Here is a 22,839-nt window from a genome sequence, read left to right as displayed (position 1 = left end):
TTCTGTATAATCGGGCCTATTTTATGAACACCTTTAAGTGTTCTCTATACCAAAATTTAAGGCTGAATAATGCAAGATTTATATACTTCATTCAAGGACAATTGTGGATTTGGACTTTTGGCATCCATCGACAATATTCCTTCACACAAAAACCTCGAAGACGCTGTCACATCGTTAGAGCGTATGATGCATAGAGGGGCAATTGCAGCAGACGGTAAGACAGGGGACGGTTCGGGGCTTTTACTCTCTATTCCACGATCTTTCTTTGCAAAAGAGGCAAGTCAAGACGGTGTAGAACTTCCTGAAACCTATGCAGTCGCAATGGTCTTTTCAAAAAATGAAAACAATTTTGATGTGATCAAGACAGTATGTGAGAATAATGATCTTCAAGTGATCTATACACGTACGGTACCGGTTGATACCAATGCGCTAGGGAAGCAGGCACTAGAGACACTTCCGGATATCAAACAGGTTTTTGTTACACCTAAATCTGCAGTAGCAAAAGAGCGTTTTGATGCCCTGATCTACCTTTCACGCAAAGAGATCGAAGCCGCATTAAAAGAGGATGAAGATTTCTATATCCCTTCATTCTCTACAGCAGTGGTATCGTACAAAGGCCTTGTGATGCCAACCCATATCAAAGAGTTTTACCAAGATCTTGCAAATGAAAACTTTGAGATATCATTCTGTCTTTTCCACCAAAGATTCTCTACAAACACATTGCCGCAGTGGAAACTTGCACAGCCATTTAGAATGATCGCACACAACGGTGAGATCAACTCTGTTACAGCCAATAGATTCAATGTCGCTGCGAAGATGAATGCAGTAAAAAGTGATGTCTTCAGTGATGATGAGATGAGCAGACTCATGGATGTGATCCAGGATGGTATGAGTGACTCTGCAAGTCTTGACAACTTTATGGAGTTCTTGCGTATCAACGGTGTAGACTTCTTTAAAGCAGCACGTTCAATGATCCCTGCACCATGGCACAATGCGCCGCATATGGATAACGACCTGAGAGCGTTCTATGAGTATGCGAGTACCTGTTTTGAACCGTGGGACGGTCCGGCAGCAGTGAGTATGACTGATGGCCGTTATATCGGTTGTGTACTTGACAGAAACGGTTTGAGACCGTCCAAGTACATCAAGACAACAGATAACAGACTTCTTATCTCTTCAGAGTATGGGGTGCTTGAACTTCCCGAAGATGAGATCGTTGAGCGTGGTAGACTTCAATCCGGTGAAATGATGGGGATCGACCTTAAGTTCGGTAAAGTACTTTACAACGAAGATATCAACGAGTATATCAAAGCAGGACACCCGTACAACAAGTGGCTCGGAGAGAATATGAGCTATCTTCAGGAGCATGTACCCAATACAACAGTAGAGAAACCATACGGTGATCAAAAAGATATGGAGTCTAAACAGCGTTACTTCAACTACACGCTTGAACTGATCAGAGAAGTGATCAAACCGATGGTTGAAGAGGGGAAAGAACCGACTGCATCCATGGGTGATGATGCGCCGATCGCAGCGTTCTCTAAAGAGCAGAGAAACTTTACAGACTTCTTCAAACAGAAGTTCGCGCAGGTCACTAACCCTCCGATCGACCCGATCAGAGAGAAAACGGTAATGAGCCTCAATACCGGTTTCGGTGAAGTAAGAAATGTGCTTTCTGATGATGCAGAGCATGCAAAAAGACTTAAGACGGTACTTCCTATTATGTCATCTGAGAAATTCCATATCCTTCAGGAGTTTGGAGATGAGAATAACGAGAAGTATGATCCTGCTTATAAATGTGGACACTACGATACTACGTTTACACATGATCTTAAAGCAAGTCTTGATGCACTGATTGAAAAAATCATCGTAGATGTTAGAGATAACGGTGTAAGAACCATCATCCTTGATGATAGGGGATTGACTGCAGACAATAAAGTAATGCCTATCATGATGGTAGTAGGGCGTCTGAACCAGGTACTGCTTGAGCGTAAACTAAGACACCTTACAAGTGTCGTAGCTGCTACAGGGGAAGTGTTCGATCCTCATTCGGCTGCATGTCTGATCGGGTATGGTGCCGCAGCAGTCTTCCCATACCTGTTCTACTATACGGTAGATACTCTGATTGACTTAGAGGGTGAAGAGCGTGTAGCGCTGTTTAAAAAGGTGCGTAGAGCGATCGGTGGCGGTCTGATGAAGATCATGTCAAAGATGGGTATCTCAACGATCTCAAGCTATAGAAACTCTCAATTGTTTGATGCGATAGGTCTAAGTGAAGAGATCATTGAAGAGTGTTTCAAAGGTACACGAGGCCTCTTGAAAGGGCTTGGATACAGTGATATCGAAGCGCGACTTAACAGTAATCATCAAAAAGCATTTACAGATGCATTTGAGGGTGAAAGACATGTGCTCTATAAAGGCGGATTCTACAAGTATAGAAAAGGTGAAGAGTTCCACGATTTCTCAAAAACCACGATCAGTGCGATCCAAAAAGCTGCTGAAAGCGGAAGTAAAGAGGATTACGAAAAAGTTAAAGAACTTGTCAATAACAGACACGAAAAATTTATCCGTGACTTCTTTGAATTCAAGAGCGAGAGAGCTCCGATCAGTATCGATGAGGTAGAGCCTTTAAGCGAAATCTTCAAACGTTTCTCGACAGCAGCGATGTCTATGGGATCGATCTCTCAAGAGGCACATGAAACGTTGGCTATGGCGATGAATACCATCGGCGGTAAGTCTAACTCCGGTGAAGGAGGTGAAGATGAAGCACGTTACGGTACGAACAGAGTCTCCAAGATCAAGCAGGTTGCTTCCGGTAGATTCGGTGTTACTCCGGAATATCTACAGAATGCCGAAGAGCTTCAGATCAAAGTAGCACAGGGTGCGAAACCGGGTGAAGGTGGACAGCTTCCCGGGGCAAAAGTAACTCCTCTGATCGCTAGATTGAGATATACGAAACCTGGTGTTACATTGATCTCGCCGCCGCCACACCACGATATCTACTCTATCGAGGATCTGGCGCAACTGATCTTTGACCTGAAACAGGCTAACCCGAAAGCAAAAGTAGCGGTCAAACTTGTATCAACAGCAGGTGTCGGTACGATCGCTGCAGGTGTTGCCAAAGCGTATGCCGATAAGATCATCATCTCAGGTGCAGACGGTGGTACGGGTGCAGCACCGATCGGTTCTATCAGGTTTGCAGGTAACCCTTGGGAACTTGGTCTGGTTGAAGCACACAATGCACTTAAAGCAAACAACCTTAGAGGACAGGTAACCGTAGAGACCGACGGTGGACTTAAAACAGGTATGGATGTTGTCAAAGCAGCGATCCTCGGTGCAGAAGAGTATGCATTTGGTACTGCTGCACTTGTCATCGTAGGATGTATGATGTTGCGTATCTGTCACCTCAATACCTGTTCGGTAGGGGTTGCAACGCAAGATCCTAAACTGAGAGAGAGATTTTCAGGGAACGTAGAAAAAGTGATCAACTACTTCAACCTTATCGGTGAAGAGATCAGAGAGATCCTTGCAAGTCTTGGTTACAGATCGCTTGAAGAGATCATCGGTAAGACAGAACTGCTTCAAGTGATCGATGATGAGTTTGCCAAGAAGTTTGATTTTGAGCAACTACTTCAAAAAGTAGAGGGTGTAGATACATGCCAGGTGGCTTCTAACGAACCGTATGATCAGAACGAGTATGAAAAAGCGATCATTGAAGAGCTTCTTCCTACGATTGAAAATCCTGAAGCACCGATCACTTTGACGAAAGAGATCAACAACCTCAATAGAAGTTTCGGTACGAGAATTTCAGGAGAGATAGCGAAGCGTTACGGTAACGAAGGTCTTCCGGAAGGTACGATCAATCTTGATCTCACCGGTACGGCAGGTCAGTCTCTGGGCGCTTTCCTCTCTAAAGGGATCAATATCAATGTCAAAGGTGCAGGGAACGACTATATCGGTAAAGGGATGAACGGCGGTAGTATCGTGATCACTGCGGATAAGATCGCAGGTGCACCGTTTGCCCTTGGCGGTAACACGTGTCTTTATGGTGCGACAGGCGGTACAGTCTATATCAACGGTATGGTTGGTGAGCGTTTTGCGGTACGTAACTCGGGTGTTACAGCAGTCGTAGAGGGAACAGGTGACCACCCATGTGAGTATATGACAGGCGGTGTGGTTGCGATCCTTGGTAAAACAGGTGTGAACTTCGGTGCAGGTATGACAGGCGGTAAAGCATTTGTTTATGATATTGACGGTGAATTCTATGAAAAGATGAACCCGGAACTTATCGAGGCATTCCGTATCGATACGGATGAGTATGATACGGAGATGTTTGAGCTTAAAGAGCTTCTTAAAGACTACATCGAAAAAACAGGCAGCCAGAGAGCTACGGAAATCCTGGAAGGGTTCAGAACGGAGATCAGAAAGTTCTGGATGGTTGTTCCAAGAGGTACAAAGCCGACACTTGAAGCACAAAAGAAAGGTGAATAAGTTCGGCAAAGCCGAACTTAGCGTCCAGCGATGCGTCTTTGACGCACTATTTTCTACTTATCATTTCGTAGTTCGGGGAAACCGGGCATCTTACACGAAGGAAATATCATGACCCCATTTATTCAAGCTGTCATTAACGCCAATAAAGAGATCTTCAATGCATTGCAAAACTTTGAAAACACGTGGTATGAAAAGAGTGAAGTCGGTGCAGGCGGAGATGTAAGTTCAAAGCTGGATCTCTTTGCCGAAGAGGTCTTTGTGAAGTATCTCGGTTCGTATGGCGTCATTGAGTCCGAAGAGAGCGGTGTGATAGGGGAGGGTGAGGAGCAGATCATCATCGATCCTATTGACGGTTCCTCCAACGCCTTGTCCCATTTTCCCTATTTTGGCAGTTCTGTTGCCAAGATCAATGGGGAGGGTGTACTTGATAGTGCGATCGTCTGTAATTTTGCCAATGGGGATATCTTTATCAAAGAGGCAGGGAAAGAGGCAGTGCAGGGAAAACTTTTCAGTGAGGATTTTACTCCGCTGCAAAAAAACGCTAAAAGTGAGATAGGGCTCTTTGAAAAAGCCTATGCCAACAGTGCTTTGGTAGAGAAGTTACACCAAGAGAAAATCAAGTTCCGGGCCCCCGGTGCAGTGGCACTTTCACTCGCTTATGCACATAGTGTAGAGTTTGTACTCTATGTCGGAGCGTTTCGAATCTATGATTTTGCTGCGGGATTGGCACTTTGTGAGGGTCTTGAAGTGGTTGTTGATGAGGATTATGTTATAGTATCGCAAGATAAAAATATTGTAGATAGAATCGTTGGATTGATCCAGTCGGTTTAATTGGAGGAATAAACAATGTTTGGAAACCTGTTCAAAAAAGATGAGAGCGTAAAAGAGACACCCAACCAGTGGATAAAGTGTCCTAAATGTACCTCCTTGATGTTCTATAAAGAGGTTGAGTCAAAACTCAACGTATGTCCAAAGTGTAACCATCACTTCCGTATCAGTGCAGATAAACGTATTGAATCGATCGTTGATGAGGGATCATTTGTTGAGATGGATGCAACACTCGCTCCTGTCGATCCTTTGAAATTTTCAGACAAGAAGTCGTATAAAAAACGTTTGGAAGAGGCGAAAGCAAAAACGGGTAAAACCTCTTCAGTCGTAAGCGGTAGTGCTACGATCAATGGACAGCCTGTAGAACTCGCTGTATTTGACTTCTCCTTCATGGGTGGGAGTCTCGGTTCTGTTGAGGGTGAGAAGATCGTAAGAAGTATCAACAGAGCGATCGAAAAAGAGTGCGGGTTTATCATCGTTTCTGCTTCAGGTGGTGCACGTATGCAGGAGAGTACCTATTCACTGCTTCAGATGAGTAAGACTTCTGCTGCGCTCAATAGACTGCACCAAAAAGGTCTGCCGTTTATCTCTATCCTGACTGATCCTACGATGGGTGGTGTATCGGCATCCTTTGCAATGCTGGGTGACATTATCATGGCTGAACCTGATGCATTGATCGGATTTGCAGGACAGAGGGTGATCAAGCAGACTGTCGGTGTTGATCTCCCTGAAGGGTTCCAGCGTGCAGAGTTCCTGCTTGAGCATGGACTGATCGATATGGTAGTAAACCGTGAGCAGATGAAACAGACACTTTCAGATCTTTTCAAACTTTTCAATACAAAGGCAGGGTAAACACCCCGTATGTCTCAAAATGCTGCTGCAATCTATGCACTTGTAGATAAAGAGACACTCAAACAAAAGGGTGTCTCACTTATCCTCCATCTGGAACATCTCAAATCTTTTGATATCCCTATCCTGCAGTACCGTAACAAAAAGGGCACGCTGGAAGAAAAAAAATCCGACCTTCTGAGGATACGGGAATATTACGAGGGGACGATTATCATCAATGATACGATCGAACTGATAGCCTATGCAGACGGCTTGCATATCGGTCAGGAGGATATACGGGAGTATGGTTCTGATCTCAATGAATCAGTCAGGAAAGTACGTGGTATGATCGGTAGAAAACTGCTTGGTCTCTCTACCCATAATCTCTCCGAAATAGAAGAAGCCAACAGGCTTGATCTGGACTATATCGGACTGGGAGCCTACCGCTCCACCAAAACAAAATCTGAAGCGAATGTAGGCGGTAAAGCACTGCTGGAGGCAGCGAAACACTCCAAACATCCTGTCGGTATCATCGGAGGGGTAAAACTCGAAGATGCGTTTGAAAAACCGATCCTCTATAAGGTGATCGGTTCAGCGCTCTACCGTTAATTCTCTTCTCTCCCGAAGGTAGCCTCTAAGCCCTGAATAAGGCGTTGTTTCTCCTCTTTGCTCAGACGTGCTTCCGGATGGGTGAGCGTATAGCCAAATACCGGCATCTCACCCTCTTCGAGCTCCTCAGCTGCCTCTTCACCTTCATTGTGCTTTTGAACTCCCCATGCGGATACATTGAAATGCTCGCGGCCTTCCGTCACATGGTCAGCAATGATCCATGAGAGTGGGGCAAGATTGCTGTACCACGGCCACTCTGTGGTATGGGAGTGACAATCCGCACACGCTCTGTCAAAAAGCGCTTTTGTCTTGGGTGAATCCCATTGCGGTTCAGCCTGGATAGGCGGGTTGGTATGATCCCGTCCTATCGGTATAAACTGGATCAAGAGAAACAGTGCGATCACTCCCAAAACAGATTTTTTCATCACAAAACTCCTTTTTTTATAGGATCTTTCTCCCTATCATATCTGTTTAGTGTTGCTTCCGTGTGTAACGACAGTGAAGTTGTGATCTGTAACTGGTCGACTCTTGGCGGTTATAGATAAAGCAGTTTCTGATACAGTGATTTTTCTTTTTTAAAGGTCTGAAATGCTTTCTCAAAGGAAGCAAGTCTCTTCTGCTCTTTGCGTCTCATCTTCTTTTCCAGTACTTTCAGTGCACTTTTCTTTTTACCTTTAGAGGCTTTAGAGAAGGATCTGAGCTCGTTTTTCTGTACTTGAAGGTCATTGATCTCACCTAGAATTGTCTGTATCTTTTTTAGGTGGCTGAGTGCGTTTTTGAGATTATCTTGAGGTATGATCGGAGAAAGCAGTTCCAGAAGATATCTCAGTTTTTTGAACCGTATACGAAGTTTATGGTAAGCCTTTTGGGATGCGTCTGCTTTAAGCTCTTTTCCTTCCGTGATAATCTCCTGAATACTTTGATGAATGATGGTGATTGCTACAAGAATAAGAGGTTGTTTTGCAGTCTTTTTATAGATAGCATCGCTGTTAAAATGCTCTCTTAATGCAAGAAGTTCCGCTGTGAGGTTTCCCCCGTTTAGAAATTGAAGCAGTGTAGTTTCCAGTGTTTCCTCTTTTTGTTGCAGCCTGTTTTTTAATTTCTTCAAATATTTTTTACCTTTACCGTCAAGCTGTTTTTGAAAGGTATCGATGTCGATCAGTGCTACATCATTGTCCCGTTTGGCATTGGTCTGTTCCATCAGATCTGCAAGTACCCTCTTATGTGTTTTCAGCCATTTGGGATCAAAAAAAGGTTCAAACTCCTGGAGCATTGCACGTAGTTTTCGCATATGGATCCGAAGCTGATGGAGTGCTTCTATATCTTCGGGATCATTTTGAAGCAGTCTCTGATACTGCTTTATCCCGTTTGTAAGCTGATAGAGCATTGTATCCAGCGCATGATGGATCGCCAGGAACGGTGTGATGGTGTAAAGAGATCTATTCTCCTCCAGGTAAGGATGGTTGAGCTGCGGCGTAGGGAAAGTCTCGGAATGACTTAGTGCCGAGTTGTTGAAGGCATGATCATAGGTGACTTCAGTGACTAGAAGCTTTTCAAATATTTCCGGAATCTGATAGGCATGTGCTCTCTTTTCATCCGGAAATTCGATTTCAAGATAGCATAACCCTTTCAACACCCCTTTGAAAATATCCATCTCATAGGTATCGCCTTGATACTCAAAAGTGTAGCGGTTTTTGGTGATGATACGGCCGAGTGCTTCTTTTCTCTGTTTTTGATAGGTCTTAGGTGAGACTTCAAACTCTCTCTCTTCACGTACCATTCCTTCACCGCTCTTGATCGTCTGATAGTAGCTATCCCCCTTTTTACGGTAACGGGTATAGGGGGAAGCCTGGGTTGAGACATAATACTGTTCAAGACGTTCTTTCCTGTAAGGGATATTGTAAAAGTTCAGTAACTTTTTTGCTCTGCAGGGCAGTAGAAGAAACTTGCGTTCTATCTCAAGCTCAACCATCTTATACTCCTTTTTATACCCTTTATTCTACCATAGATTAGAGACAACTATGGTATGATATAAAAAAGGGCTGGAAAGGAGCTGGAGGTGGGTCTAGAGACCATTTTTAGTCTATCTCAACTGCTGGGCGGTATCGGTATTTTTATGATCGGAATGATCATTATGACCGAAGGGTTACGCGCCTTGGCAGGGGACCGTATACGTAAAGCATTAATGCATTTTACCAAGACACCCTCAAGCGGTGCACTCACCGGAGCCATTACCACAGCGATCCTGCAGTCTTCGAGTGCTACGACAGTAGCGGCAGTAGGGTTTGTCGGGGCAGGGTTGCTTGCTTTCCCTGAGGCTTTGGGGATTATCTTCGGTGCCAATATCGGTACAACAATTACCGGATGGATGGTAGCACTGCTTGGTTTCAAACTCAAACTGGGGACGGTAATCCTTCCCTTTATTCTACTGGGAGCTATGCTCAAACTTTTTTTCTCTGATAAATTTGCCGCCATAGGGTATGCCCTGGCGGGTTTTGGTCTGATCTTTGTGGGGATAGAGTGGATGCAGGGGGCGATGTCGGGGGTAGAGAGTGTGCTTTTAGAAAAGTATCTGCCTGAAGAGAGCTGGTTGGGGCGCTTTCAGCTGCTTATCGTGGGGATCATTGTCACCGTCATTACCCAATCCTCCAGCGCGGGTGTGGCAGCAGCTCTGACACTGCTCTATACAGGCCTGATAGGCTTTGAACAGGCCGCAGCATTGGTCATAGGGATGGATGTAGGTACGACTTTTACTGCCGCAATGGCGACGATAGGAGGTTCGGTAGAGGTTAAACGGACGGGAATTTCGCATGTGATCTATAATTTTTTTACAGGGGTGATGGCGTTGCTTTTGATTACGCCTTATACTGCGGTACTCTCTTTGGCAGTTCCAAATGTGTTGAGTGAACATGCCGAGTTGGCACTGGTAGGGTTCCATACCTTTTTCAATACCCTTGGAGTGATTATGGTCCTCCCCTTTGCCGAAAGATTTGCAGGGATGATGGAGCATCTTATCCCCAAACCAAAGAGGAGTCTGCACTACAGGTTTGAAGATGCATTGCTGGAAGATATCCCGGTGGCACTCAGTCTGGTACAGAAGTATCTGGAGGATGAGTGGAAAAATGTCCTGCTTTATATGCACTATCGTTTGGCAAATCATGTTGAAGCGGAAAAGTTTGATCTTGAAAAGATAGAACGTCGACTTGAGGAGATCGAGATCTTTTGTGACAAGATACATCTCTCCCAAAGCGAAGAGACCAACTGGAAACGGCTGATCGATATCATACATATCACCGATCACCTGCAACGTCTGATAGACAGGTGTCAGGAGGATCAGAAGAGTATCGATTTCCTGATGCGCTCAGAGTATCTGAAAGAGGGGTTTGGGTGGTTATATGAAGATATCGAGTTTCAACTGAAGAGTTTGGATATTTCAAACTATAATGAATCGACGATTTTTGGGAAAAAAAGTGAAAAAAAGATCAAAAAGTTTGTCTTTGAGAGCAGAGAATCTCTGACTGCACTGATGGCAGATGATACCGTCAGTATCATCGAGGGCGGTAATGCACTCGAAGCCCTTAAGTGGCTGAGCCGTACCAGTAGCCATATCGCCAGAATAAGCAAACATATGGAAGCTGCATTTTCCAGGGCAGGGGAGATAAATACGGCCCCGATCGCAACTTAGAAGATAGACTTCAGTGCGGTTATTTTCTGCTATAGACGGGAATCAAAGCCTGTATCTTGTGAGAGATACTAGGCGATATATCGTCTTCTGCGGTTTTCTTTCATTTTACGATTATCTGTGATAATCAACCCTTCGATGACACCGTGCAGTTTGTCGTTCTTGCTAAAGTCAAAAAAATTCACTCCTCCCTCATTGTACAACTCAGGATACTGTTTGAAAAGTGTAGGGATCGATACCTTGAATTCTCTGAGATAGTGTTTTAATTCCGCCAATCCATCCTTATAGCTCAGACCGTCAAAAAGTTTTTTATATTTCTCTTCTTCTTCTTTGGAGATATGAAATTTACTTTTTGCTTTCAGCATCTGTACATCAGCAGAAAAATATTTAGAGTAGAAATAGACGATCGCCGATGCTGCTTTCTGCGGCATATCTGCATTAATGGTAACAATACCGTAGGTATAGCGTAGTTCAGGATGTATATTAAGATAGGTCACGATACCTTTCCATAGATTGTCCAGTGCCCTGGAGCGCCAATACTTGGGTTGTACAAAACTTCTACCGACTTCCATGGACTGATCTAGATAATTTTCAAACTCTTGATCAAAGTGGTACTGGTTATAGGTATAGAGTGCCTCCATACCTCTTTGAGAGACAATTTCCTGACAGAGTCCCAGTCTGTATGCACCCATGATTTCAAGATCTTCTTCATTCCATAAGATCAGATGTTTGTAGTAACTGTCATAGATGTCATTGTCACGGTAGTTCTTTGTCCCTCCTCCTATCGTTCTAAATGAGAGTTCTCTTAGACGTCCCAATTCATTGATCAGGCAGGGAGCGTTTTCCGCATCGGCAATCACAAGCTTATTCCCGTCACTGGTATAGGTCAAGAATTCTGCTTTTTCAATCTCTTCTTTTAAGAGTTTTGGATTGATCGGAGGAGCGATAGTGATCTCTGTTTTGAGGATCTCTTCCTTGTCGGTTCCCAAATTATAGAGATGGTCATAAAACATCTTTGCATAACTGTCCAGTGCGATATTCCCATCGCTAAAAGAGGTGGCAGGGATCACTTTCCCGATAGTATACTGTAATGGTTTTTGTCTGCCTGCAATGGCAAATTCCCGTGGCAGCATCAGGCCTGTTATTTTGTTAGGCAATAGTAGTGAGAGGAGGTAGAACAGTGCACTGTTTCTTCCATTGATCTTGACAGGCAGGATCGGTACGGATGCTTTTTTTGCTATTTTTAGAAAACTGGGTTTCCATTCACTGTCTTTTATTCCTTTCACTGTGAGTCTGCTGACGATTCCTGCAGGAAAAATAACGACAGCCTCGCCATTATCCAGTGCCTCATATACACTCTTCAGACTTTTTTTCGTAATGGCACCCGTGATGTTATCTACCGGGATAATGATATCCGATGCCTGTTTTACCCCACTTAGCATACTGTTTACCAAAAGCCTTACTTTTTTATTTTCTCTCTGATTTGCTAGAAGCTCTACAAGAGAATACGCATCTGAGGCCCCTGTGATATGGTTTGCCACTACGATCAGACCGCCCTCTGAGGGAATGTTCAATAACTCCCTGGGTTTAACGCAATAGTGTATATTTAGCTGCCTCAACATACTGCTTACATAGTTGATGCCTTTAAGAAAATGATTCTCTTTATAGATAGTGTTAAAATCTCTTTCATGAAATAAGTTTTGCAAAGATGTAACAATCAGATCCTGCACAGTTTGAGGCAGTTGATTTAACTTTGGAAATTTATCATAGAGTATCGCTGAAACATTAAACATTGGAAGTCCTTGGTGCTATTTTTATTTTCTTTCTAGTATCAAGTACTTTTTTATGGATTTCATCTATCTGGGTTACACTCATGTTGCTTGGAAACTTATCGTTCAAACCGTATGGGCTTTTGTATCTGCGGACCTTGCCTTTTTCCGTCTCTGTAGAGAGAAAAAAGTTGCGGCGAGGTGAATATACTTGAAGCACTTGAGAACATTGAAATGTTTCTGCTTTGGAAAGTATCTCATTGGATGTATACGGATCGATAAGCGTGTAATCAGATAGAATGTTGCCGTTTAAAGTACATTGATAGATATCAGGGTAATTCCGGCTAGATGGAAGTATGTGTGTTGCTTCAAAGATTTTTACATGCATTGAACCTTGAGTGTATTCAGATGCATTCCCCTGTAAAACTTTGATCGTTATCAATATAAGAATTATGAATTGTATAGATTTCAAACTTATATCCCCTTCCCCTTTGAAACAACTAATTCTAAGATAAAGTTACTTTAATAATAATAATTTTTGATAACGTTTTTGTAATGAGGGGGAGATGATTTTTATAAATTGGTTCATTGTCACGTTAGTGTCACATTCATTTGATATTATTACAATAATTATATGTAAGAGAGGGGGGAGTATGCAAAGATTACTCATAGGGATTTTACTGTTTTCGTTGTGGTTATACACATTTGGTCAAGGGATAGATAGTACATCTTCAAACGGTATCGATCAGGATATGATCCTATCACATTAATTAAAATTCTACACTTGTGAGGACGAAGAGTTCAAATGGGAAGTTTGTATTTCCGGTCAGAAGATCGGAAGGGAAATCGTGTAGCTATTACCCGTAAGATGCACTCTTGCTATGCTGCTGTTTGTAGCGTAATCTCTTTTTTGATCTGATGATGAAGAGCTCTTTTATCATACTCTTTTTGAACAGCTATCCAGATGAGAGGAAGCTTTGCCGATCTGCATGCCTTTTCAACCAGTTGATCACGTTTGATCCGCTCTTTTTTCTGGTGACTTCTGTCATTGAGCTCGATGACACAGATAGGATCCATGCTTGTTCTGTCACAGAGTACATAGTCAAAATGTTTACTGCTGATCTGAAAGAAGTGTCTGTTCCATTTTTTTCTTGAGAGCGTTCGCTTCGGCAGTATGGTATCGGCGATGCGTACCTTCCCGTATACTCTGAACTCCTTCCCCAATGCCTGCTCCAAAACATGGAGAAACTTCTTCTCTGCCGGAGTAAAGAGTGCAACTTTTTCGTAGTGCAGCCTCTCTCTTCTGTTCACCCACAAAAGCAGTATCAAAACGAAAAGAGCAGCCCCTGCCAGAAGTGCCATATCGTTATGCTGAAGTCTCTCCATCTATTTTCCTCTATCACTATTTTTATTGCGTTGTTCAATCACTTATGCAGGTGCTCTTGGTAAAAGCCAGATCATCTGTTTATGTAGTAAAAGAAAGCGTGTAACATGATATCCCTCGTCCCCAGGATCCAGCTTGCGGGATATTCTGTTCAATGCATCGACACAGTAGGGTGTTCCACCTCAGGAGAGGATGGAACAAGATCATAACCTGGTTATATCTCCACGCCGCGTTTACGGTAAAACTCTTTTCTGAACGCCTCGAATCTTTCCTCAACGATCGCCTCTCTCATCTGTTTCATCAGGTCGAGGTAGTAGTAGAGGTTGTGGATCGTCGAGAGCCTGAGATAGGTGATCTCATGGGCCCTGAAGAGGTGTCTCATATAGGCGCGTGAGTAGTTCTGGCAGACCATACAGTTACACTCGGGGTCGATCGGTGCCTCATCGGTCGTGTAGGCGGCATTTTTGATATGCATCTTCCCAAACGAGGTAAAGAGGGTACCGTTACGTGCATTACGCGTCGGCATCACACAGTCAAACATATCTATCCCTCTGTAGACGTTTTCTACAAGATCTTCAGGCGTTCCTACACCCATCAGGTAGCGCGGTTTCTCTTCGGGCATGAATTGTGTGGTCCACGCCACTGTATCATACATATCCTGGTTGGCTTCACCGACGCTCAGACCACCGATCGCAAAGCCGTCATAGTCCAATGCACAGAGTTCCCTGGCCGATTTTTCCCGAAAAGCTTTGTCTGTACCGCCCTGGATGATCGCGAAGATATTCTGATCGACACCGATCCCTTTTTTCTGGTTCTCCCTGTGGTAGTTGATCGACTCCTCTGCCCAGCGCGTCGTACGCTCGATACTTGCCTTGATACGTTCCTGTGTGGCAGGCAGTGCGACCAGGTCATCGAGTATCATCATAATGTCCGAACCGAGGTTGTTCTGGATATCGATCACTTTTTTAGGCGTGAAGTAGTGCTTGCTCCCGTCGATATGGCTTCGAAATTCGATACCGTTCTCGTCGATCTTGACATTGTCTGAAAGAGAGAAGGCCTGGAATCCGCCGCTGTCAGTCAAAAAACTTTTGGGATACTTGGTAAATCCGTGCAGTTTTCCCATTTTGGCTACGACATCATCTCCCGGACGAAGATAGAGGTGGTAGGTGTTCCCCAAAATAATATCGGGTTTGATAAAGGTTTGCAGGTCTGTCGCATCCAGTGCTTTGACCGCTCCTACGGTACCTACAGGCATAAATACCGGCGTCTGTATCGTTGAGTGAGCCGTGGTGATCGTACAGGCTCTGGCCTTGCCGTCAGTTTTATCTATCTGAAATTGCATTGTGTTATAATTACCCCTTCAAAATGGCTTCTTCATGGGTGAACCCCTGAGAAGTCCAGGCATATGCCTGAAAATAGTTGTGTAATTGTACCCAATTTTAGAAAGTGATTAATGAAGAATGTATTGATATTGGCTGACGGCAGTGTTGCAAAGCACTTTGTAGACTGGATCAGCAAAAAGCGTGTAGCGGAAAACAACTATTATGTGACCTGTTACCAGAGTGATATGGCACCCGAAAAGATGGGGCAGAATATCTCTGTGTTAAAGATCGATCCGACCAGTTATGCACGCCTCAATACAGTGATGCACGAAGTGCGTTTCAGTATCGTCTATGTCGTTTTGAAAAATATGCAGGATGCACAATACGCACTTGAGAACATTCATATGATCGATGACAAGATGCGGGTGATCCTGTTGCACCAGTGGGGAGAGGAGAAGATCGACTTCAAACTGGAGCATGTCACGGTGATCGACAGTGATAATATCTTGGCAGCCCACCTCTATGACCATCTTCCCAATGTACCGGTCGTGGCACAGAATGTGGGGCTTGGTCAGGGGGAGATCATGGAGATACACGTGCCTTTCGGAAGTTCGTTTGCCTATCGTCATATCGGCTCGATCCTGCAGCGAAAATGGAAGATCGTAGCGATCTACCGTAATGAAAAGCAGATCATCCCTACCCATGCGACGATGATACGTCCCGATGATACACTGCTGGTCCTGGGGAAGCCGATCGTCCTCAACGGTGTCTATAAAACGATCAATAAACGCAGGGGGCTCTTCCCTGAACCGTTTGGAAAGAACCTCTATCTGCTCCTGGATTTTGCACTCGATAGAGAGAATGCGATGATCTATCTTAAAGAGAGTATCTATCTCTTGCGACAGCTTGAACATAAACAGCTCTTTGTACGTGTACTCAACCATGGTGATTTTGAGTTGCTTGAGCAGTTACGTGCCTATGAGTCTGAAAATGTGACGATCCTGGTTTGTTATGATGTCAATCAATATCAACATACTATCGAGTATGATATTCACAAATACGATATCGGGTTGGTGCTGAACTCGATCGCCCGCTTTGAGAGTGATAAATTGAAAAAACTGCTTTATGATCTGAGAAAGATCGTCTATCTCTTTGGAGATGAACCGCTCTATAACGTCAAAGAGTCAGTGGTGTTGATGGGAGAGAAAGAACAGATGGAGTCCATCTCTTCAAGTGCATTTGAGATCTCGGAGCTGCTGAAGCTGAAGCTCTGTCTGTGTGATTTTGACCCGGAAGGTGACTTTGCAAGTAAAAAGATGATCATTGAACATTACGAGAATCTGACACAGATTCTGAATACCGAGATCAATATCGTACAGAAGATCGCCAATCCGGTGAGAGAGCTTGAAAACAGGCAGGATATCCTCCAGATCGCACCGTTTGAAGAGAATCTCAATGCCAATGACTTTGTACGGTTTATCTCTACCAAAATACAGGATTTCCTGCTGATCACCCAGGAACATCCAAAACTTCTTGTGCCGTATGCTATCAACGATCAATAATCATCGGTCCTACAAGCGGTTTTAACCACAAATAAGATAAAATAAAGCAAATTATAACGTTAGGGCACCTTGGGTTTTTGGCGCCCTTATCAACAAGGCTTTATTTATGATCGTTCCTATCAAGCTGGAGAATAGACAGGATATCTCCTATGATATTCTTATCGACAAACTTCCTACACTCTCATTTGATACCAAAGTGGGGATAGTAACAAATCCCACTGTCGCAGGATTGCACCTGGAGACACTTCTCTCAAAAATCGACGCACCCGAAGTACATGTTGTGACTGTGCCTGACGGTGAAGAGTATAAAACACTTGAAACGGTAGAGAACATTCTTGGGGAACTTTTTGAGCATACGTTTGACAGGAAGTCACTGTTGATTGCATTTGGCGGGGGAGTGATCGGAGACATGACCGGTTTTACGGCAAGTCTCTACCAACGCGGGATCGACTTCATTCAGGTGCCTACGACACTACTAAGCCAGGTGGATGCCAGTGTAGGTGGAAAAACAGGCGTGAACAACACGTACGGGAAAAACCTTATCGGTGCATTCTATCAGCCCAAAGCAGTCTATATCAACCCGGAATTTTTAGAGACCTTGCCGCCGCGTGAGTTTGCTGCAGGCGTGGCTGAGATCGTTAAAATGGCTGTGATGTTCGATGCCGAGTTCTTTAATTTCCTGGGGAATGCGGACTTCCATGATGAAGCGGTACTCAAAGAGATGATCCGACGCAGCGTAGAGCTGAAAGCATGGGTTGTCAACCAGGATGAAAAAGAGGCCGGGATCAGAGCGGTTCTCAACTACGGGCACACCTTCGGCCATGTGATCGAAAACGAGACACACTATAGCACCTATCTTCACGGTGAAGCTGTAGCGATCGGTATGGTGATGGCCAATGCACTGGCAGTGGAACTGGGGCTTTTCGAGCAGGCAGAGGCTGACCGGGTGAAGAGACTGCTTGAGTCAGCCGCTTTGCCTGTAAGCTACGAGATCAAAGATGTCGATGCATTTTATGAGCATTTCTTTTTGGATAAAAAAAGTGCCAAGGGAAGTATCAAGTTTATCTTGCCTGAGGGGATGGGTAACCACAAGATCGTCAATGACATTGATGAGATGATCGTCAAAAAAGTATTGAAACAGTTTGGAGCAGATCAATGATACCAAGGCTGCTTCTCTCGTTACTCTTCTTGGCAAATCTGGCATTTGCTGAGATAGTAGTTGACGGGAACACCACTGAAGTCAACAGATCAAACATTCAGGAGACACAGAATCTACAGCAGCATATCGTTTCCCGTTTGGCACAGTTGCAGTTACAGGCTGATGCAATCGATAAAGAGATTTTGGATAGAAGTGTGCTTGCAAAGATATACAGTAACTACTCTACGCTCAAAATCCTGCAAAAACAGTATGATGCCATTCAAAAAAGCATCGATAGTATTAAACTCAAGAAGAGGCTGACGCAAGACGAGCAGGAGCACTTGGATACATTATTGCTTGAGAGTGAAACACTGCAGGGGAAACTGGAACTTTTAAGCGAGTATGAAAAGGATCCTTTCAAAAAATATCTTGAGCCTCCCAAGATCGAAGAGGTGCCGACTGTAGGTAACCCTTTTGCGATTATCGGTGCGATCTCTTACCGGGAGAAACTTATCTCTGCCCAGGATGAGTACCTTTCACGCTATGAAACGCTTGAAGATGTGATAGAGAAGCTTCGTGCCAAAGAGAAGATCATTAAAGAGATGTATGAGATTTCAGGGAAGGATGAAAAGTATCATAAGGTTCTGCTCGATATCAAAGAGGAGATCATGACCTTTGCATCAGTGTTGGATATCTTCAAGACCACGCAGAATGTCTACAGTAAAAAGGTAGATGAGATCACCCTTAGTCTCAAAAAGCAGATCGCTGATGAGAGTAAGAAAACTGTCTATATCGGCGGATTGGTCCTCTTTTTCCTTGTTCTTCTGATCTTGGCAAAGTATATCGTCAAACGTTATATGTCCGATATCGACAGATACTATACGATCAACAAAGCACTGAACCTGACCTTCTTTATTTTTGTGATCTTTACACTGCTTTTTGCCTATATTCAGAACGTGAGCTACCTGGTGACGATCCTCGGTTTTGCATCAGCGGGTATTGCGATCGCGATGAAAGACTGGTTTATGTCGGTGATGGGGTGGTTTGTGATCGTGATCGGTGGTGCGATCCATGTCGGTGACCGTGTGAAGTTTGTACGCGGCAATACGGAGTACGTAGGGGATATCGTCGATATCTCTCTGCTCCGTATGACGATGCATGAAGATGTGACACTGACAACACAGATGACAAACCGTAGAGCAGGGCGTATCGTCTTTATACCGAACAACTTCATCTTTACGGATATGATCTCAAACTATGCACACGCGGGGCTGAAGACCGTATGGGACGGGATCGAGTTTGTCGTGACATTTGACTCAAATTTCAAAAAAGCTGCCTCTATCTCTAAAGAGATTGCCAAAAAATACTCTAAAGGGTATACTGACATCACCAGAAAACAGCTCAATAAACTGAGAAGTCAATATCATATGAAGAATACCAATGTTGAACCGCGTATCTTTACATTGATTGACACTTACGGGATGAAGATCAGTGTATGGTACCTCACCAACTCCTATGCGACTTTGACACTGAGAAGTACGATCTCGGCTGAGATCATTGCAAGGCTGCATGAGGAAGAGGATATCAACCTGGCATTCCCTACACAGTCTATCTATGTGGATAAAGATGTAAGAAAACCACCAATAGAAGCACCTACAAAGGATATAGTGTAAATGCAAAAAGTTTTTTTTAAAACGTTCGGATGCCGTACCAACCAGTTTGATACGCAGATCATGATCTCAAAGCTGAAAGATTATGAGATCAGTATGGATGAGGGGAGTGCGGACATTGTTGTCGTCAACTCCTGTACCGTGACCAACGGCGCAGACTCTTCTGTGCGAAACTACATCAGCTCCATGAAACGTAAAAACCCGGATGCCAAGGTGATCCTTGCGGGATGCGGTGCACACTCCAAAGGCGAAGCACTCTTCAGCGATAAAAAAGTGCATGGCGTGATGGGACACTCGGAAAAAGAGAAGATCAACGAGATACTCAAGCAGGAGCAGCCCTTCTATCAGATCGGTGACCTTACCCATATCGACTCCACGATCGTCGAGGAGTTTGTCGGTAAGTCCAGGGCATTTATCAAGATCCAGGAGGGGTGTGACTTCAGATGTTCCTACTGTATCATCCCTGCGGTGAGAGGAGATGCCAGAAGTCACAGAGAGGCAGATATCATCGAGCAGGTGACCAGGTTGGCCGGTAACGGTTTCGGTGAGTTTATCCTGACGGGGACCAATGTCGGAAGTTACGGGAAAGACCAGGGGTCATCCATGGCCAAATTGCTTAAAAAGCTTTCCCAGGTACGTGGCGTAAGACGTATCCGTATCGGTAGCCTGGAGCCTATCCAGATCGATGAGGAGTTCAAGGAGCTGCTCACGGAACCATGGATGGCAAAACACCTGCATATCGCCCTGCAGCACACCAGTGACAAGATGCTGGAGCTGATGAACCGGCGTAACCGTTTTGAGAGCGATATCAAACTCTTCCAGGAGATCGCTGAAAAAGGGTATGCTTTGGGTACGGACTATATCGTAGGACACCCGGGTGAAGATGATGCGGCGTGGGCTGAAGCGATTAGCAGGGTCAAAGAACTTCCATTGACGCATATCCATGCCTTTACCTACTCCAAGCGCGACAATACCCCTTCCGCTACAATGAAGCCTGAAATAAAAGGGGATATCGCCAAAGCCAGACATAGAGAGCTGACAGAGATCGTCAAGGCTAAAAATTACCTCTTTAGACGTGAGCATACCAGTAACCTGGAAGTACTTTTGGAGAGCGGAAAAGACGGCGTCTATCAGGGATTTGATCAGTACTTCAACCGTATCTCTGTCACAAGTGATGAGGACCTCAGTTCAAACTGGGTAGTGTTAAATGATATCGAGGTGAGCAGTGAAGGCAATAAAGCAGCACTTTAAAGCAACCAAACACCTTAAGATCATTCTGTCGCTTCTGGCGGTATTGGGCCTTTTGCTGGCATTTGCCATACTGAGAGATGGTGCTGAGGTAATTACGCACAAGCAGGCCAATGCGCTTTTTACGCAAGAGAAGATCACAAAGCTGGTTGTAGATGGTGACTATATCCGTATCAAGACAGCAGATAAAGAGTATAAGGTCTATCAGGACGCGATCAACAAAAACAGCTTTTTTACCAAATATCCTGTAGAGGTCAAAGAGAACAACGAATACCTCTATGATATTCTTGCCCTCTTGATTATACTGGGAGCATTCCTCCTGCTCTTTAAGATGATCAAAGAGAACAGAGCACAGCAGTTCAAGCAGTTGAAGCTCAATCTGCAAAGAGAAGATGAAACAGGGAAAAGTGAGCCGGTACAGGCGATTACTTCACATGTAAGGTTCTCGGATGTCGCCGGGATCAGTGCGGTGAAAGAGGAGCTTGAGGAGATCATTGATTTTCTTAAAGCCCCGCAGAAATATAAGGCACTGGATATCAGTCTACCCAAAGGGGTACTGCTGGTCGGACCTCCGGGAGTGGGGAAAACACTGATCTCCAAGGCAGTTGCAGGGGAAGCGGGTGTACCGTTCTTTTATCAAAGCGGGGCCTCTTTTGTGCATATCTATGTAGGTATGGGAGCCAAAAGGGTCAGTGAACTTTTCAAAAAAGCCAAACAGATGGCACCGAGTATTATCTTCATCGATGAGATCGATGCGGTTGGGAAAAGCCGTGGTGAACTAAGGAATGATGAAAGAGAAGCGACACTCAACCAGCTTTTGACCGAGATGGATGGTTTTGAGGAGAGTTCGGGAGTGATCGTTATCGGGGCAACGAACAAGATCGATGTACTGGATGAAGCGCTGCTTCGCGCAGGGCGTTTTGACAGACGTATCCATATCTCACTCCCTGACCTTGAGGAGAGAGCAAAAACACTCGAACTCTATCTGGCTAAAAAGCCTCACAGCGTGAATATCGCTCATGTGGCCAGAATGACGGTAGGATTCAACTCCGCAGCCCTTGCAACGCTCACCAATGAAGCAGCGATCTATGCGATGCGTAACGGCCGTTCTGCGATCGAGACCTCAGACTTTGAAGCAGTCAAAGAGAAGGTGCTGCTGGGTAAACGCAAGATCATGAGTTTGACCGATAGAGAGCGTGAGATTCAGGCCGTCTATCAGGCAGCCAAAGCACTTGTAGCAACATGGTTTGATATCGAGTTTGACAAGATAGGCCTGGTCAATACGATGCTGCTGAGAGAAGACCATGAGATACTCTCAAAAGGACAGCTGCTAAACCGTATCAAGATATACCTGTCAGGAAGTATCGCAAACTCGATCTACTTCAATGAACAGTTTACCAATGCAAGCAGTGATATCAAGCAGGCGAAAGCGATGGTGCATCAAGTCGTCTATGAGTATATGATGAATGAGAACTTCATTATCACGCCATCTCAGGAAGAGGAGCTTCTGAAGAGTTCTGTGACTGAAGTGACGAATCTTCTTAACTCACTCAATGTAGCACTGCAAAAAACTTCAGCCTATCTTCTGGAGCATGAAAATATAGACCAAGACCAGTGTAGAGAGATACTTCGTGAGATATTTTAACGGCTTCTCTCTTCAGGGTGAAGAGGCGTTTTTCCGTGAGTTCCTGATAGAAAGCGACCTATGTGTGTCCGGGTTCAGTTACGGGGCACAGCAGGCATTTGAGTATGTCTATAACACTACCCGGCGGGTAGATAGACTTATCCTTCTCTCTCCGGCTTTTTTTCAGCATCAAAAGCCAAGTTTCCTCCGTACCCAGCTGCGTTATTTTAAAAGCGGTGAGGAAGCCTATATCAAACAGTTTCTGGCCAATGCGGCTTACCCTTCAGAGGATGATCTCTCTGCATCTCTCCATACAGGTACCTATGAAGAACTTGAATCTTTACTGACTTACCGGTGGGAGAGTGAAAAGATCAGTGAGATTCTGGCGAGAGGTACCACGATCGAAGTCTTCCTGGGGAGTGAAGACAGGATCATTGATGCTGCCGCCGCTTTTGATTTCTTTGCCCGGCATGCAGTCACTTATCTGATCAAGGGTGCAGGGCATCTGTTAAGGGATTAAATCTCAAATAATTGAGAGGTGGGCCGGATCGTATCTCATAGAGTGTTTTCCTCTTCATCTCAGGGGTGTGATACTTTGCCTATTTAAGAGAAAATTGATACATTTGAAGAGATGAAACACTGTTTTATATGTTATACTTTTACTATAAAGAGAATTAAGGGATA

The 22,839-nt window shown here is 44.4% G+C and carries 17 protein-coding genes; 11 read left to right on the top strand and 6 right to left on the bottom strand.

Going from position 1 to position 22,839, the window contains the following annotated elements; all coding sequences use genetic code 11:
- The first annotated feature begins 69 nt into the window (after nucleotides 1–69).
- The 4 genes from gltB (at nucleotide 70) to AC4JOV_RS08995 (ending at nucleotide 6,756) form a co-directional block, all read left to right on the top strand.
- Nucleotides 70–4,491, top strand: coding sequence for a glutamate synthase large subunit (gltB, locus tag AC4JOV_RS09010; RefSeq protein ID WP_229937910.1), 4,422 nt, complete (start codon nucleotides 70–72; stop codon nucleotides 4,489–4,491).
- A 108-nt stretch (nucleotides 4,492–4,599) separates the two neighbouring features.
- On the top strand, nucleotides 4,600–5,322 hold the full coding sequence (locus tag AC4JOV_RS09005) for an inositol monophosphatase family protein (protein ID WP_229937911.1): 723 nt from the start codon (nucleotides 4,600–4,602) through the stop codon (nucleotides 5,320–5,322).
- Nucleotides 5,323–5,337: 15 nt separating this feature from the next.
- Entirely contained in the window at nucleotides 5,338–6,171 is an 834-nt protein-coding gene (gene accD / locus AC4JOV_RS09000; RefSeq protein ID WP_229937912.1) for an acetyl-CoA carboxylase, carboxyltransferase subunit beta, read from the top strand.
- 9 nt (nucleotides 6,172–6,180) lie between these two features.
- Entirely contained in the window at nucleotides 6,181–6,756 is a 576-nt protein-coding gene (locus AC4JOV_RS08995) for a thiamine phosphate synthase (protein WP_229937913.1), read from the top strand.
- Here AC4JOV_RS08995 and AC4JOV_RS08990 read toward each other — a convergent pair.
- Both AC4JOV_RS08990 and AC4JOV_RS08985 read right to left on the bottom strand, forming a co-directional pair.
- The gene (locus tag AC4JOV_RS08990) at nucleotides 6,753–7,181 is read right to left on the bottom strand and encodes a heme-binding domain-containing protein (RefSeq protein WP_229937914.1); all 429 of its coding nucleotides are present in this window, start codon (nucleotides 7,179–7,181) and stop codon (nucleotides 6,753–6,755) included. The two genes, AC4JOV_RS08995 and AC4JOV_RS08990, sit on opposite strands and share 4 nt — an antisense overlap.
- Nucleotides 7,182–7,291: 110 nt before the next feature.
- Nucleotides 7,292–8,728 (bottom strand): CYTH and CHAD domain-containing protein, encoded by a 1,437-nt coding sequence (locus tag AC4JOV_RS08985; protein ID WP_229937915.1) that lies wholly within the window; start codon nucleotides 8,726–8,728, stop codon nucleotides 7,292–7,294.
- An 87-nt stretch (nucleotides 8,729–8,815) separates the two neighbouring features.
- Between AC4JOV_RS08985 and AC4JOV_RS08980 the strand changes: the two genes are divergently transcribed.
- Complete coding sequence (locus AC4JOV_RS08980; protein WP_229937916.1) at nucleotides 8,816–10,441, top strand: Na/Pi cotransporter family protein; 1,626 nt, start codon at nucleotides 8,816–8,818, stop codon at nucleotides 10,439–10,441.
- Nucleotides 10,442–10,509: 68 nt separating this feature from the next.
- Here AC4JOV_RS08980 and AC4JOV_RS08975 read toward each other — a convergent pair whose 3' ends face one another.
- The 4 genes from AC4JOV_RS08975 to tgt all read right to left on the bottom strand — a co-directional run bounded on the left by AC4JOV_RS08975 (nucleotide 10,510) and on the right by tgt (nucleotide 14,933).
- Nucleotides 10,510–12,231: a bifunctional lysophospholipid acyltransferase family protein/GNAT family N-acetyltransferase gene (locus AC4JOV_RS08975; protein ID WP_229937917.1), complete on the bottom strand. Its 1,722-nt coding sequence runs from the start codon at nucleotides 12,229–12,231 to the stop codon at nucleotides 10,510–10,512.
- On the bottom strand, nucleotides 12,224–12,649 hold the full coding sequence (locus AC4JOV_RS08970; protein ID WP_491522135.1) for a hypothetical protein: 426 nt from the start codon (nucleotides 12,647–12,649) through the stop codon (nucleotides 12,224–12,226). Before AC4JOV_RS08970 ends, AC4JOV_RS08975 begins: the two co-directional genes overlap by 8 nt.
- A 437-nt stretch (nucleotides 12,650–13,086) precedes the next feature.
- On the bottom strand, nucleotides 13,087–13,593 hold the full coding sequence (locus AC4JOV_RS08965) for a DUF2726 domain-containing protein (protein ID WP_229937919.1): 507 nt from the start codon (nucleotides 13,591–13,593) through the stop codon (nucleotides 13,087–13,089).
- Nucleotides 13,594–13,805: 212 nt separating this feature from the next.
- A complete protein-coding gene (gene tgt, locus AC4JOV_RS08960) occupies nucleotides 13,806–14,933 on the bottom strand; it encodes a tRNA guanosine(34) transglycosylase Tgt (protein WP_229937920.1) in 1,128 nt (375 codons plus the stop codon).
- Nucleotides 14,934–15,044: 111 nt separating this feature from the next.
- Here tgt and AC4JOV_RS08955 point away from each other — a divergent pair, with 111 nt between their 5' ends.
- The 6 genes from AC4JOV_RS08955 to bioV all read left to right on the top strand — a co-directional run bounded on the left by AC4JOV_RS08955 (nucleotide 15,045) and on the right by bioV (nucleotide 22,675).
- Nucleotides 15,045–16,475: a COG3400 family protein gene (locus tag AC4JOV_RS08955; RefSeq protein WP_229937921.1), complete on the top strand. Its 1,431-nt coding sequence runs from the start codon at nucleotides 15,045–15,047 to the stop codon at nucleotides 16,473–16,475.
- A 106-nt stretch (nucleotides 16,476–16,581) separates the two neighbouring features.
- Nucleotides 16,582–17,634: a 3-dehydroquinate synthase gene (gene aroB, locus AC4JOV_RS08950; protein WP_229937922.1), complete on the top strand. Its 1,053-nt coding sequence runs from the start codon at nucleotides 16,582–16,584 to the stop codon at nucleotides 17,632–17,634.
- A complete protein-coding gene (locus tag AC4JOV_RS08945) occupies nucleotides 17,631–19,286 on the top strand; it encodes a mechanosensitive ion channel domain-containing protein (RefSeq protein ID WP_229937923.1) in 1,656 nt (551 codons plus the stop codon). The genes aroB and AC4JOV_RS08945 overlap by 4 nt, the downstream gene beginning before the upstream one ends.
- Nucleotides 19,287–20,534 carry a tRNA (N(6)-L-threonylcarbamoyladenosine(37)-C(2))-methylthiotransferase MtaB gene (gene mtaB, locus AC4JOV_RS08940; protein ID WP_229937924.1) on the top strand — a complete coding sequence of 416 codons (1,248 nt, stop codon included), beginning with the start codon at nucleotides 19,287–19,289 and terminating at the stop codon, nucleotides 20,532–20,534.
- Entirely contained in the window at nucleotides 20,509–22,176 is a 1,668-nt protein-coding gene (locus tag AC4JOV_RS08935) for an AAA family ATPase (RefSeq protein WP_229937925.1), read from the top strand. Before mtaB ends, AC4JOV_RS08935 begins: the two co-directional genes overlap by 26 nt.
- On the top strand, nucleotides 22,163–22,675 hold the full coding sequence (gene bioV, locus AC4JOV_RS08930) for a pimelyl-ACP methyl ester esterase BioV (protein ID WP_229937926.1): 513 nt from the start codon (nucleotides 22,163–22,165) through the stop codon (nucleotides 22,673–22,675). Before AC4JOV_RS08935 ends, bioV begins: the two co-directional genes overlap by 14 nt.
- The last annotated feature ends 164 nt before the right edge of the window (nucleotides 22,676–22,839 follow it).

Source organism: Sulfurovum sp. MH2-6 (genome assembly GCF_058374785.1).
Note: the sequence above shows the minus strand (reverse complement) of the source record. Positions and strands in the feature narration are given on the sequence as shown.

Excerpts from the sequence above, each read along its gene's own strand:
- accD (WP_229937912.1), top strand. The coding sequence starts at position 5,338 with ATGTTTGGAAACCTGTTCAAAAAAGATGAGAGCGTAAAAGAGACACCC.
- AC4JOV_RS08955 (WP_229937921.1), top strand. The coding sequence starts at position 15,045 with ATGAAGAATGTATTGATATTGGCTGACGGCAGTGTTGCAAAGCACTTT.
- AC4JOV_RS08990 (WP_229937914.1), bottom strand. The coding sequence starts at position 7,181 with ATGAAAAAATCTGTTTTGGGAGTGATCGCACTGTTTCTCTTGATCCAG.
- AC4JOV_RS08965 (WP_229937919.1), bottom strand. The coding sequence starts at position 13,593 with ATGGAGAGACTTCAGCATAACGATATGGCACTTCTGGCAGGGGCTGCT.
- mtaB (WP_229937924.1), top strand. The coding sequence starts at position 19,287 with ATGCAAAAAGTTTTTTTTAAAACGTTCGGATGCCGTACCAACCAGTTT.
- AC4JOV_RS09005 (WP_229937911.1), top strand. The coding sequence starts at position 4,600 with ATGACCCCATTTATTCAAGCTGTCATTAACGCCAATAAAGAGATCTTC.
- tgt (WP_229937920.1), bottom strand. The coding sequence starts at position 14,933 with ATGCAATTTCAGATAGATAAAACTGACGGCAAGGCCAGAGCCTGTACG.
- aroB (WP_229937922.1), top strand. The coding sequence starts at position 16,582 with ATGATCGTTCCTATCAAGCTGGAGAATAGACAGGATATCTCCTATGAT.
- AC4JOV_RS08985 (WP_229937915.1), bottom strand. The coding sequence starts at position 8,728 with ATGGTTGAGCTTGAGATAGAACGCAAGTTTCTTCTACTGCCCTGCAGA.
- AC4JOV_RS08975 (WP_229937917.1), bottom strand. The coding sequence starts at position 12,231 with ATGTTTAATGTTTCAGCGATACTCTATGATAAATTTCCAAAGTTAAAT.
- gltB (WP_229937910.1), top strand. The coding sequence starts at position 70 with ATGCAAGATTTATATACTTCATTCAAGGACAATTGTGGATTTGGACTT.
- AC4JOV_RS08995 (WP_229937913.1), top strand. The coding sequence starts at position 6,181 with ATGTCTCAAAATGCTGCTGCAATCTATGCACTTGTAGATAAAGAGACA.
- AC4JOV_RS08945 (WP_229937923.1), top strand. The coding sequence starts at position 17,631 with ATGATACCAAGGCTGCTTCTCTCGTTACTCTTCTTGGCAAATCTGGCA.